The organism is Acinetobacter sp. BIGb0102 (assembly GCF_003815055.1).
In the GTDB taxonomy this organism is placed as follows: Bacteria; Pseudomonadota; Gammaproteobacteria; order Pseudomonadales; family Moraxellaceae; genus Acinetobacter; species Acinetobacter vivianii.
In genome coordinates this window covers 67,780-80,219 of the sequence record NZ_RKQE01000011.1, presented here as the reverse complement: position 1 = coordinate 80,219, position 12,440 = coordinate 67,780, and the positions used below count along the sequence as shown (strand labels likewise).

Here is a 12,440-nt window from a genome sequence, read left to right as displayed (position 1 = left end):
TTTGGGCAGAATATTTGCCGTCTCATTTTTTAACAATTGGAAAATATCGATTACGGTTTTACATTTTTTAAAGGTAACGCCATTTGCATATCCAGATTGGCTTTGGTCTGCTGCACCGAGTTATACATGATTGCATCAAAAGACGAGATTTTGCTCATATTAATCGCATCATTCATATAAAAGCTGGGTTTAAACTGATGTTTTACAGGCAGATTAATCGACTCATCAAAGGCAAAATGCACTGGCCCATCAAATACGATTTTTACAGGAACGGTATAGGTTCGCTTCAATTGAAATGGGATATCCAGTTTCACTGGAATATTTAGGCTCAACGGAAATTTCGGCAATAATTTATTTTGATAGATCAGATCGGTATTGGTCTCAATCGGCACTACATCATCGACTTTAAGTACAGTTTCATAATTAATATCAACCGTAATCGGGGTTTCGACCTCAAAGCTTAGATCAGCCAGATATTTGCCTTTTAAAGGCAAGGCCAAACTACGGTCAATATCCAGTACAGTATTTAATTGACCTTCCGACTTAACGCGCAGATGCTCTCCGACCTGAATCTTGGTACCTAATGATTCAGGTAAACGAATATCTGCCTGCTGTGCAGAAACGATTAATGAGGCCTGAATATTCAGATAAAACCAAAATAAGATCGCAACCAGCGTTGTGACGATCACAAAACTGATCAACAGGCTTTTCAGTGATTTGGTTATATCCATCACTCACCTACTTTGACATCGGTTGGTGTTGCAGGTTCATCTACAGCCTGTGTTTTTACCCGTCCCAAATACATACTGGATAAAGGAATTTTGAGTTCACCCTGCGCAATTTTGACAGGTAAAGTATTCTTTACATCGACAGAAGCATTCAGTTCAGAGGTAATCGGCACATTTAAATTGCCTTGAATCGGAATATTGGCATTCAACTGTGCTTTCAACGGAATATTTAAGTTTTCCTTGAGGACGGTACGAACTGGCGCATCAAACTTCAAATGTACTTTTTGTTGTAATGGCACCTGAATATCAATCGGTACATCCAGTTGCAAAGGAACCGAGCCTTTTAAAGGCAGCGTCACATCCTTGCCTAAAATTTTAACCTGTACCTTGGTATCGATCGGGAGGCTTTGATTGACCTTAATGATTTCTTTGACAGGAATGGTGGTACTGATCGGAACCTGACTATCAAAGTACACGCGCGGCGTCAGGGTTTGCGTCAGAGGAACATTTAACTGCTCATTGATTGGAATCTTGGCATCAACACGTCCATTCACATCAACATTGAGCGCATCTTTTACTTTTACCCGCACCTGCAATGGCTCTTGCAAGTCAATCGCAACATCTTGATTCTTCAATGGGATATAAATATTAAAATGCTTAAACACCCACATTGCGATATACACACCACACAAGTTGGCCACAACAATTAAAGCAAATACCACGAATAAACGTCTGAACTGCAACAATGATCTATCCCTTGTTTAATTATTTCCCTTTTCCTGCATTCTCATCGATTTTTATGTTTTATTCAGCATATATTCTGTACAGTCATTAAAAAAGCCCAGTTTCAAACTGGGCTTTTTTTATTGCTCTGTGAACAAATTATGCATTTGTTTCAGCAGGAACTTTGGTATAGCTTACGCCACACATTTGTTCAGCAATACGTAATACCTGACAGCTATAACCAACTTCGTTATCGTACCAAACATAAGCAGTTAAACGTGTACCAGAAGCGATTGTTGCTTGTGCATCAAATACGCCTGCTGTACGTGAACCGATAAAGTCACTTGATACAACTTCAGTCGAGTTGGTATAACCGATTTGACCTTGTAACTTAGAGTTGATCGAGATTTGACGAATGTATTCGTTCACTTCTTCACGATCAATTTCTTTCTCTAAGTTTAAGTTCAAGATTGCAAGAGAAACGTTTGGTGTTGGAACGCGCACAGAGTTACCTGTTAACTTGCCTTTTAAGCCCGGTAAAGCTTTAGCAACAGCTTTCGCAGCACCAGTTTCAGTGATAACCATGTTCAACGTTGCAGCACGGCCACGACGGTCAGCTTTATGATAGTTATCAATTAAGTTCTGGTCGTTTGTGAAAGAGTGAACTGTTTCAACGTGACCATTCAATACTTTGTATTTGTCGTCTAAAACTTTTAATACAGGTGTAATTGCGTTGGTTGTGCAGCTTGCAGCAGAGATGATTTTGTCTTCATCTAAGATATCGCCGTTGTTCACACCAAATACAACGTTCTTCATTTCGCCTTTACTTGGTGCTGTTAATACAACACGCGCAACGCCTGCACATTTCAAGTGTTGGCTCAGGCCTTCAGCATCACGCCATTTACCTGTATTGTCGATCAAAAGTGCATTTTCGATACCGTACGCAGTGTAGTCCACTTCGCTTGGGCTTGATGCATAAATCACTTTGATGAACTGACCATTTGCAATGATTGCTTCGTTTTCTTCATCTACAGAAATTGTACCGTCAAAAGTACCGTGAATAGAGTCACGACGTAATAATGAAGCACGTTTCGCCAAGTCACCATCAGATGATTTACGTACAACGATTGCTTTAAGACTCAAACCACGGCCTAAACCAGACTGGCTGATGATTAAACGAGCCAAGATACGACCGATACGACCAAAACCGTAAAGTACAACATCTTTAGGCGCAGCAGCAGTTGTATTACCTTGAATTGAAGCAACAGCGTTTGCAACAAATGCGTCTACATCACCGCCTGCATTTTTATATTCAACAGCAAGTTTACCGATATCCACTTCAGCAGAACCGATGTTTTCAACTTTCATTAACGCTTCCAAAATCGGAAAGGTATTTACAACAGAAAGTTCAACATCAAGCATACGTGTACGACGATGTGTTTTTAAAATCTGAATCACTGAACGGTTAATTAAAGAACGACCGTAAACAGAAACAACAATATTTTTCTCACGGTATAATTGACCGATTAAGGTAATCATACGTTCCGCGATTTCTTCACGGTTTTTCCAACGACCTTGGTGTTCTGCGTGTAGGGCAACGATTGTTTCTTTGCTCACAGTTACGTCCTCTAATTTATATATACTGGGCGTGAATTTTTAAAACGCCATTATTGTAATAGAATTATCATCAAGATTGAATCAAAAGCTGCTAAACGAGCTAAGATTTTGTCCTAATTGACTATAAATTCATAAAATACCTATAATTATTTTTGTGAATTTAGGTAAAAATCTTTTTCAATCATCATAATAGCTGTGATGTGCGTCACAACCATAACAGTTTTCCTGATCATTACTGGCGGATTTTCAAGCGTTTCTAAGTTTTGTCCTCTAAATCGACACGTTTAGAATATTGTTGAAGGTTCAGGGCCAAGTGTTTTTTACGCTGGTTTTGCTGATAAAGATGTATCGCGCCTTCGATTACCAATACCAAAACAGCCAACCAGATTGGGATATAAGTTAGCCATTCTTCAGCGCCAATTTTCTCACCTAAGACCAAAGATGCCAGTGCCAGCAGAACAGGTTCCAGATAGCCCAATAAACCAAAAATAATCAGCGGCAAATAACGGCTGGCCAGAATATAACTGCCTAAACCAATCGCACTTAATAATCCCAGACCGATTACGACAAGAATCAGACTCGGCTGTTCGAGAAACTTGAGAAAAGGCATGTCGCCCGTTTGTGTAAAGAAAATGGCGACAGGAAGAATAATTAACATATCCCACCAAAAACCACCCAAATTGTCTGTCTGGATTTTTTTACGCAGGATGAAATAAGCCGCATAGCCCAATGCCACAAAAGCCGTTTCCCAAGCAATACTGCCTAAACGCCAAATTTCATGCCCTACTCCAAACACCGCGAGCAATACAGCGAGATATTGGAATTTAGAAAGTTTCTCTCCATACAGAAAACTTCCCGCAAGCACCAAAACCAAAGGCAAAAGGAAATAACCTAATGAAACCTGTAAACCACGACCATGCATTGGCCCCCACAGGAACAGCCACAATTGCGCTGAAGTCAGCACAGAAGTGGTCATTAAAAACAGTAATAATGTCGGTTTTGCTAAAATTCTTTTAAATATTGTTTTGATATGGACTAAATCACCACTAAACCACATAAATAGTGTCAAAACAGGCAAGGTCGCAATAATCCGCCAGCCAAAGGTTTGCTCACTGTCCAGCGCACCGAGGAGTTGAGTATAAAAATATAAAACCCCAAATGTGATAGAAGCCAAAACTGAATAAGCGATACCTTTAACCAATTTGAACCTCTACATGGGGAAATTAAAAAATACGTGATTTATCCACTATATAAAAATAAAAAAACCATGCATGCATGGTTTTTAAACAAGTATATCTTATTTTAACGATGTTCAGGATAAATCACATCACTAATATTATAGCCAAGTGATTTCGCATAATTTAAATATTCATGAATGGTTTCTTTATGCGGATTTGGTGTTCGCGACAATACCCATAAGTATTTACGGCGCGGCTCTCCTACCAGAACCGTTTGATAGTCATTATCCAGTTTCAAAATCCAGTAATCGCCACGTGCCATAGGTACCCAACGTACCACTTCAGGCAAAAAACTTACTCGTAATTTGGTATTAAAAGGCGCATTGGCAACAAAAGCCTCACCCACACTTTGCTGTAGATTTCCTTCACTGTCATAGCATTTGTTATCAACCACAATATTGCCATTTTCATTGACAGTATAAGTGGCAGTAATGTTATAGACACACTTACGCTCAAAGAACATCGGTTTTCGAGCGACTTCGTACCAGACACCTAAATATTTATCCAGTTCTACTTTTTCTACAGTTGGTAAAGGCTTTGCCTGAGCATAAGCAATGGTTCCAACAGCCAATCCAGTCAAAACCGCCCCACCCACTGCAATCTTTGCTAAACGCCAACTCGCTTTCGGGAAATTCTTAATAAATGGCATGAGAAATCCTCAAAACAAAAATTTGTTATCAATAGTCATATACTTAGCTATTCAAAATAGCCTATTTAATAAACAAAAACTGTTGCGATATGTATCACTTTTGAGGGTTTCTCTGCTCAATTAAGATTGCAACATGTGTGCTTTTAAACGCACAATTTCATCACGCAATCTTGCCGCCTGCTCAAACTGTAGTTCTTTAGAGGCTTTCAACATTTCCTTTTCCAGTTTACTGATGTGCTTCGCAAATAATTTCGGATCAGATAAAAGATGTTGTTCATCGGCACTGATGCTTTGTGCCTGTTCAAGCACTTTTTCATCAATCTCATCATCGCTCAACACTTCACCCGTATCGATTTCCTTAATCGCCTGACGGACAGCACTACGCGGCGTAATGCCATGCAGTTCATTAAACTCAATCTGTTTATTGCGACGGCGTTCTGTTTCATCCATCGCCTTACGCATGGAATCCGTAATACGATCCGCATATAAAATCGCTTTACCTTTCACATTACGTGCAGCACGACCAATGGTCTGGATCAATGAACGTTCTGAACGCAGGAAGCCTTCCTTATCGGCATCCAGAATCGCCACCAGAGAAACTTCTGGCATATCCAGACCTTCACGCAACAAGTTAATCCCGACCAGTACATCATGCACACCAGTACGTAATTCATGGATAATCTTGACCCGTTCAACCGTATCAATATCCGAATGCAGATAAGCCACTTTGACGCCATATTCTTTTAAATAAGACGTTAAATCTTCTGCCATACGCTTGGTTAAGGTGGTCACCAGCACACGTTCATTCAATTGTTTACGAATATTGATTTCAGATAGAACATCATCGACCTGTGTCAATACTGGACGTACTTCAATCTCAGGATCAATCAGACCCGTTGGACGAACCACCTGCTCAACGATTTGTTCAGATTTTTCCAGCTCATAATGCGCTGGCGTGGCACTCACAAAAACCGTGGTCGGAACAATTCGCTCCCACTCTTCAAATTTCATTGGACGGTTATCTAAAGCGCTTGGTAAACGGAAACCATAATTCACCAGATTTTCTTTACGTGAACGGTCACCTTTATACATTGCGCCAATCTGAGGTACCGTCACATGCGACTCATCAATAATCAGCAATGCATCTTCTGGTACATAATCAAATAAGGTTGGCGGTGCTTCGCCGGCTGTACGACCTGACAAATGACGTGAATAGTTCTCGATCCCGTTTGTATAACCGAGCTGTTGCATCATTTCCAGATCATAACGGGTACGCTGTTCGATACGTTGCGCTTCCAGTAATTTGTCGTGATCCTTGAAAAATTTGAGCTGATCTTTCAATTCATCTTTAATGGTATCAATGGCACGGGTTAAATGGTCTTTTGGCGTAACATAGTGACTTTTTGGATAAATCGTTACTCGCGGAACTTTACGTACCAGTTTTCCTGTCAATGGATCAAACCAGCGAATTGAATCAACTTCGTCATCAAACAATTCAACCCGAATCGCATCCTTATCCGATTCCGCAGGGAAAATATCAATAATTTCACCGCGAATACGATAAGTACCACGCAAGAACTCCAGTTCATTACGGGTATATTGCATTTCCACCAGACGACGAATAATGTCATCACGACTGACCCGATCGCCTTGTACGATATGCAAGAGCATTTGCATATAGGCATTTGGATCACCCAAACCATAAATCGCAGAAACCGAAGCCACGATAATGGCATCACGACGCTCTAACAAAGCACGCGTCGCAGACAAACGCATCTGGTCAATGTGATCATTAATCGCCGAATCTTTTTCAATAAACGTATCTGAAGATGGCACGTAGGCTTCTGGCTGGTAGTAATCGTAATAACTGACGAAATACTCCACCGCATTATTTGGAAAGAATGCTTTGAACTCACCATAAAGCTGAGCCGCAAGGGTTTTGTTATGCGCCATCACAATGGTTGGACGTTGGGTTTGGGCAATCACATTGGCCATGGTATAGGTTTTACCTGAACCGGTTACGCCGAGCAGCAACTGATTACGAAAACCCTGGTCAATACCACTGACCAATTTCTCAATGGCCTGAGGCTGATCACCCGCAGGTTGATAATTGGTGACTAACTCAAAAGGCTGGTTTTCGCTCACAAGCTCATTCCTACACTAAAACTTAATCCCTATTTATGGGGGAAAATGTGATTGATTTAAAGTGCTGCATCAATGATTTTATGAAATCTTTTGTGCCATGTAATTTCTTAGATTTTACTTGACCATCTGCCCAATCGACTGCAACATGAAGTTATACTCGATTTCAATGGTAAAAATATGTCTTACCAATACCACGACGAAACAATAGTAACGGAACTCCCAGAAGATACAGTTTTTGTTTTTGGCAGTAATCTGGCGGGTATACACGACAGCGGTGCAGCACGTGTCGCAGCTCAACACTTTGCAGCAGTCAAAGGTGTTGGTCGAGGTTGGGCAGGACAAAGCTTTGCAATTCCGACCCTAAATGAACATTTACAACAAATGCCACTCGCCCAGATCGAGCATTATGTCGATGATTTCAAGATCTATGCAAAAAACCATGCCAAAATGAAATACTTTTTGACGGCGCTAGGTTGTGGTATTGCAGGTTATAAAGTCTCTGAAATTGCGCCATTATTTAAAGGCATCCATTCCAATGTGATTTTCCCCGAATCTTTCCGTCCTTATATTGAAGAAGATGCGGTTTCACAGTTCCCCAACCTCACCGCAGCCACTGTGCAGGCCTTTATTAACGATGAAGTGATTTTCTACTTCAATCATGGTTATGAATCTTTCGAAGAAGCACTGGATAAAACCAGTTTAACAGCAGCTGAAAAAGCCATTGCACTGGTGGTTTTAAATGAAGAGCTTTATCCACGTGACCGTTATGGACGTGGCCGTGAACATGAAATCAGCGATATTCTCGGTAAGCTTAACGGCAAGATTTTTAATTTCCATGGCAAATCGGAAGGTGCAATGATTTATGTCAGTGTGATTATTGCCTTGATGGAGCTTTACGATATTGATGAATATGATTTTATCAAGCTATGGCGTGGTGAACTAGAAATACAACATCCATTAAATCGCCATTAAAAAACAAAAAAGCCAATCAGATTGATTGGCTTTTCTCTTAACGCTTCCCCATCGAACGGCGTGTGCCGCGTGGTGGCATCCAAGTACGATCTGCATATTGCTCAGGTTTTGGACGAACCTGATTATGCACTGCATCATCAGAATCATCCTGAGCAGATGGCATAGGGAATGGTAATTTCACTAAAGCCTTTTTTGCTTTAGGTTGCTGGGTACTCATTGAAATTCTCTCGAAATCTAGATTTCTAGCCGCTATTGTAATGGATTTTTAGGCTTTTGATAAAAATAAAATATGTAAAAAAATAGAATGCGTTCGAGAATTAAAATTTGGTAACTTTTTATGCGATTAAGGCAAGTTTCGACCACAATGAAGTCTAATTAGGCTAAGATAACCTGCTTTTTATTTTTTAATCCCATAAGAAGGAATAATGCCGTGGACGTACGTCTCTCTGATCGTGTCAATGCTATCAAACCGTCCCCTACACTTGCAGTAACCAACAAGGCTGCTGAGCTTAAAGCTGCAGGTAAAAACGTGATTGGTTTAGGCGCAGGCGAACCAGACTTCGATACACCTCAACACATCAAAGATGCTGCAATTGAAGCCATTAATAAAGGCTTTACCAAATATACAGCGGTAGACGGTACTCCAAGCTTAAAAAAAGCAATTATTGCGAAACTTAAACGCGATAATAATCTCGATTATCAAGCAAACCAGATTCTGGTGTCTTGTGGCGGTAAACAAAGCTTCTTTAACCTTGCACTCGCTTTGTTAAACAAAGGCGATGAAGTGATTATTCCTGCGCCATTCTGGGTTAGCTATCCAGATATGGTAATCATTGCAGAAGGTACTCCTGTTATCGTGAAATGTGGTGAAGAACAACGTTTCAAAATCACACCAGAACAACTGGAAGCTGCAATTACGCCAAATACACGTTTAGTGGTTTTAAACAGCCCATCTAACCCGACAGGCATGATCTACACCAAAGCTGAACTTGAAGCTTTGGCTGAAGTATTACGTCGTCACCCACAGGTTTTTGTTGCATCTGATGACATGTATGAACCAATTCGCTGGGAAGATGAGTTCTATAACATCGCAACTGTTGCACCAGACCTATATGACCGCACGATTGTGTTAAATGGTGTGTCTAAAGCCTATGCAATGACAGGCTGGCGTATTGGTTACGCAGCGGGCCCTGCGAAAATCATTGGTGCAATGAAAAAAATCCAGTCTCAATCGACTTCTAACCCAACTTCAATTTCACAAGTTGCGGCTGAAGCGGCATTGAATGGTCCACAAGACGTTTTACAACCAATGATTGAAGCATTCAAACGCCGTCATGACCTCGTTGTGAATGGCTTAAATGACATCAAAGGTATCTCTTGCTTACCTGCTGATGGTGCTTTCTATGCCTATGCCAATATCCGTCCATTGATTCGTGCCAAAGGCTTAAAATCTTGCACAGAATTCTCTGAATGGTTACTTGAAGAAACTGGCGTTGCGGTTGTTCCTGGTGATGCATTCGGTTTAGGCGGTTTTATGCGTATCTCTTACGCAACTGCTGACGAAGTACTGGTTGATGCTTTAGCGCGTATCAAAAAAGCGGCTGATTCAATTGAAGGCGTAGACGCTGCAATTGCATCAATCGAAGCAGAAAAAGCGGCTAAATAAGTCATAAAAGCCATAAAAAAAACTCATCATTTATGATGAGTTTTTTTTATGCGAACTGGAAAAGATAACCAATAAAATCCCAATCAGAACAATCACTGTCGCAACAATCATTCGAAGATTCGGTATTTCTCCAATAAATAAACTCCCACCCAAAATCGCCAGACAAGGTACAGAAAGTTGTACTGTACTCGCTGTAATTCGGTCAATTTTCTGCACAATTGAAGACCAGAGAATATAAGCACCGCTAGATGCCAGACCACCAGAAAGTAGCGCGAGTACAATCCCCTGCGGCAAGATCAGAACATCCTTTGCAAATAATACAAACCCAAGACTGACCACTGGCACTGCCAAGACAAAATTAGCCAGAGTGCTGGATAAAGGACTTCGCATGGTCTTCCCCGCAATACTATATGCTGCCCAAGCCAGACCAGAAATCATCATGATAAGTGAATAAAATAAGTTAGGCATATTTGCACCCGGTAACAATAAAAATAGAATCCCCAATACAGCAACAACCAGACCAATTCCACACATGAGATTAATTTTCTCGCCATGAAAAAGGCCATAAGCCACCATACTCAATTGCACTGTTCCAAATAACAAGAGTGCACCGAAACCCGCATTTATTTTTAGATAAGCTATCGAGAAGGCAACAATATACACAGCGAGGTAAATTGCATTTTTAAGATTCCATTCAATTTTTAAAGGGTTTTCACTACCTCGACGATGAGCAAAATATAAAAACATCAACACCACGGCGCCACTGAGTACGCGCAGCAAACTAAAACTCATGGGATCAATTTGCTGCCCAGCCAAAGCCAGGCGACACAGTACCGAATTTGCTGCAAAGGCCAGCATCGCAATAATAATTTTGAATAACATGCTTGTACGCATTCCTTGCGCCCTATTCACTCTAAAATTGAAAAGCACATTTGCTTGATTATGCTTTCAAAACCTATATTTAAATGACTAGCAATGATGGTCTTATAAAAATTACAGCAATAAATAAATCCTATTCATTCGGGTTAAACAAGGCAATCACCTCAGCTTCGGTCATTTTCTTGGTCGAATTTTCAAAAGCATAAAAGTCAGGTTTACAATCAATATAAATTTCTAAATCCAAATTTAGATCTTCAGGGGGTTCATTCAAAGAAAATGCATTGATATTGCAATAGTTCTGATCTTTAGTGCGCCAAAACAAAGTTGTTCCACACGCATTACAGAAACCGCGCTCTCCCCATGCAGATGAGTTGTAAATTGCTAAATGATCCTGCTTCAAAAATTTTAAACTACCTTGTTCGACATCAAGGGTCATAATCACGCCACTGGTCTGCCTACGACAGATAGAACAATGGCAGGCATGTACATCATGATTACTTAATTCAACTTCAAAAGTGGTCTCACCACATACACATTGTCCGTTCATTATAAATTTACCTTTTGTTCAAAATTGTTATAAAGACATTTATAAACATCATAAAACAAAGCAATTAGCGAGTAACTTAGAATTTACAAAATACTCAGCGAATGAATGAGGAATATTGACAGCCTGATCTCTCGCGGCTATTTTATCAGCAGGTTCTATTTTAGAACTACAAAAGGAAATATAAGATGAAGCATCCAAAAGAAATGAATGGACTTGAATTTTTAACTGCCATGTGTGAAGGGAAAATTCCACCCGCTAGTATTAGCCAGACCATTCCCATGCAACCAGTTGAAGTTGCGGAAGGTTATATCAAATTTGAAGTACAGGCGGATGAACGACACCTGAATCCTCTCGGAGGTGTGCATGGAGGTTTTGCTGCAACGGTACTGGACTCGGTGACAGGTTGTGCTGTGCATACCCTTTTAGAGGCTGGCGTAGGCTACGGCACCATTGATCTTAATATTAAAATGTGCCGCCCTGTTCCAAGAAATCAGAAGCTCATTGCCACTGGAAATATAATTAATATCAGTAAAAATTTAGGCATTTCTGAAGGTAAAATTGTCGATGCCGATGGCAAGCTGTACGCTCATGCTACTGCGACCTGCATGATCATCCGAGCTTAATTCAAAAGCGCACTAGGGCTAGGTATAGCCCTATGCAATCGCTTTATTTTGTTTGAATAGTTTTGGTCGAATGCACAAATGACTAAACACCGCATATTGCCAGATACTTTTAACCTGTACTGTGACCACCTTCTGCTCTGCAACAGACCATGCCAATGCAGTATTTGCGCCTAAAAAGAGTTCACCACCTAACTGAAATAAATACAACGGCGCATGCTCATCAAGCGTTGAGATATTTTTTTGCGCTAATAGATTATGAACGTTTTGGATTTTCCATTTATTTCCAAACCACAATTGCAATAAATCACCTAAAAACAAGGCTTGTTGCTTAAATGGAAAGGTATTTAAGAATGCATTTTCGACTGGCGTATAATACTGTGCCGAATCCTGAATGATTTCGAGATAATGTTCTTGATAAAAAGAAAAATTTGAAAAAATAGTTTTAATACTAAGAGTCGTCATTTCGACCTCCGGTTTAGCCATTTTAGTGCTGGCAAGTAGGGTTAAATCCACACTGTTTAGATGAATATCTAAACGTTCTTTCTAATTCGAATCTAGCAATAGCCTGATCAAAGTTCAAGTTATTTTTCCTACTTTCTCATAATTGTGCAAATAAAAAGCATACGACACAAAAATGAAGGAAACATGACATT

The 12,440-nt window shown here is 40.2% G+C and carries 13 protein-coding genes; 3 read left to right on the top strand and 10 right to left on the bottom strand.

Annotation, left to right across the window (positions count from 1 at the left end):
- Positions 1 to 50: 50 nt before the first annotated feature.
- The 6 genes from EC846_RS06565 to uvrB form a co-directional block, all read right to left on the bottom strand.
- Complete coding sequence (locus tag EC846_RS06565) at positions 51 to 731, bottom strand: hypothetical protein (RefSeq protein WP_069579871.1); 681 nt, start codon at positions 729 to 731, stop codon at positions 51 to 53.
- Entirely contained in the window at positions 731 to 1,474 is a 744-nt protein-coding gene (locus EC846_RS06560; protein ID WP_123774617.1) for an MFS transporter, read from the bottom strand. Before EC846_RS06560 ends, EC846_RS06565 begins: the two co-directional genes overlap by 1 nt.
- Before the next feature lie 136 nt (positions 1,475 to 1,610).
- Complete coding sequence (locus tag EC846_RS06555; RefSeq protein WP_123774616.1) at positions 1,611 to 3,068, bottom strand: glyceraldehyde-3-phosphate dehydrogenase; 1,458 nt, start codon at positions 3,066 to 3,068, stop codon at positions 1,611 to 1,613.
- A gap of 256 nt (positions 3,069 to 3,324) precedes the next feature.
- On the bottom strand, positions 3,325 to 4,269 hold the full coding sequence (gene rarD, locus EC846_RS06550) for an EamA family transporter RarD (protein WP_123774615.1): 945 nt from the start codon (positions 4,267 to 4,269) through the stop codon (positions 3,325 to 3,327).
- Positions 4,270 to 4,370: 101 nt separating this feature from the next.
- Positions 4,371 to 4,955 (bottom strand): lipocalin family protein, encoded by a 585-nt coding sequence (locus tag EC846_RS06545; protein WP_004773684.1) that lies wholly within the window; start codon positions 4,953 to 4,955, stop codon positions 4,371 to 4,373.
- A 120-nt stretch (positions 4,956 to 5,075) separates the two neighbouring features.
- Entirely contained in the window at positions 5,076 to 7,100 is a 2,025-nt protein-coding gene (uvrB, locus tag EC846_RS06540; RefSeq protein WP_047429030.1) for an excinuclease ABC subunit UvrB, read from the bottom strand.
- 177 nt (positions 7,101 to 7,277) lie between these two features.
- Between uvrB and EC846_RS06535 the strand changes: the two genes are divergently transcribed.
- The gene (locus tag EC846_RS06535; RefSeq protein WP_123774614.1) at positions 7,278 to 8,072 is read left to right on the top strand and encodes a hypothetical protein; all 795 of its coding nucleotides are present in this window, start codon (positions 7,278 to 7,280) and stop codon (positions 8,070 to 8,072) included.
- A 37-nt stretch (positions 8,073 to 8,109) separates the two neighbouring features.
- On the opposite strand, the gene EC846_RS06530 is transcribed toward EC846_RS06535, so the two are convergent.
- Positions 8,110 to 8,289: a hypothetical protein gene (locus EC846_RS06530; protein WP_123774613.1), complete on the bottom strand. Its 180-nt coding sequence runs from the start codon at positions 8,287 to 8,289 to the stop codon at positions 8,110 to 8,112.
- A 213-nt stretch (positions 8,290 to 8,502) separates the two neighbouring features.
- On the opposite strand from EC846_RS06530, the gene EC846_RS06525 reads away from it, so the two are divergent.
- Positions 8,503 to 9,738, top strand: coding sequence for a pyridoxal phosphate-dependent aminotransferase (locus EC846_RS06525; RefSeq protein WP_004773691.1), 1,236 nt, complete (start codon positions 8,503 to 8,505; stop codon positions 9,736 to 9,738).
- A gap of 30 nt (positions 9,739 to 9,768) precedes the next feature.
- On the opposite strand, the gene EC846_RS06520 is transcribed toward EC846_RS06525, so the two are convergent.
- Together EC846_RS06520 and EC846_RS06515 are read right to left on the bottom strand one after the other, a co-directional pair.
- Positions 9,769 to 10,620: a DMT family transporter gene (locus EC846_RS06520; RefSeq protein ID WP_123774929.1), complete on the bottom strand. Its 852-nt coding sequence runs from the start codon at positions 10,618 to 10,620 to the stop codon at positions 9,769 to 9,771.
- 130 nt (positions 10,621 to 10,750) lie between these two features.
- Positions 10,751 to 11,164 (bottom strand): GFA family protein, encoded by a 414-nt coding sequence (locus tag EC846_RS06515; RefSeq protein ID WP_123774612.1) that lies wholly within the window; start codon positions 11,162 to 11,164, stop codon positions 10,751 to 10,753.
- A 185-nt stretch (positions 11,165 to 11,349) separates the two neighbouring features.
- On the opposite strand from EC846_RS06515, the gene EC846_RS06510 reads away from it, so the two are divergent.
- A complete protein-coding gene (locus tag EC846_RS06510; RefSeq protein WP_004773695.1) occupies positions 11,350 to 11,787 on the top strand; it encodes a PaaI family thioesterase in 438 nt (145 codons plus the stop codon).
- 30 nt (positions 11,788 to 11,817) lie between these two features.
- Here the strand turns inward: EC846_RS06510 and EC846_RS06505 are convergent, their stop codons facing one another.
- Positions 11,818 to 12,249 (bottom strand): hypothetical protein, encoded by a 432-nt coding sequence (locus tag EC846_RS06505; RefSeq protein WP_062847214.1) that lies wholly within the window; start codon positions 12,247 to 12,249, stop codon positions 11,818 to 11,820.
- Between the last annotated feature and the right edge of the window lie 191 nt (positions 12,250 to 12,440).

Excerpts from the sequence above, each read along its gene's own strand:
- EC846_RS06565 (WP_069579871.1), bottom strand. The coding sequence starts at position 731 with ATGGATATAACCAAATCACTGAAAAGCCTGTTGATCAGTTTTGTGATC.
- EC846_RS06545 (WP_004773684.1), bottom strand. The coding sequence starts at position 4,955 with ATGCCATTTATTAAGAATTTCCCGAAAGCGAGTTGGCGTTTAGCAAAG.
- EC846_RS06535 (WP_123774614.1), top strand. The coding sequence starts at position 7,278 with ATGTCTTACCAATACCACGACGAAACAATAGTAACGGAACTCCCAGAA.
- EC846_RS06530 (WP_123774613.1), bottom strand. The coding sequence starts at position 8,289 with ATGAGTACCCAGCAACCTAAAGCAAAAAAGGCTTTAGTGAAATTACCA.
- EC846_RS06520 (WP_123774929.1), bottom strand. The coding sequence starts at position 10,620 with ATGTTATTCAAAATTATTATTGCGATGCTGGCCTTTGCAGCAAATTCG.
- EC846_RS06515 (WP_123774612.1), bottom strand. The coding sequence starts at position 11,164 with ATGAACGGACAATGTGTATGTGGTGAGACCACTTTTGAAGTTGAATTA.
- EC846_RS06510 (WP_004773695.1), top strand. The coding sequence starts at position 11,350 with ATGAAGCATCCAAAAGAAATGAATGGACTTGAATTTTTAACTGCCATG.
- EC846_RS06505 (WP_062847214.1), bottom strand. The coding sequence starts at position 12,249 with ATGACGACTCTTAGTATTAAAACTATTTTTTCAAATTTTTCTTTTTAT.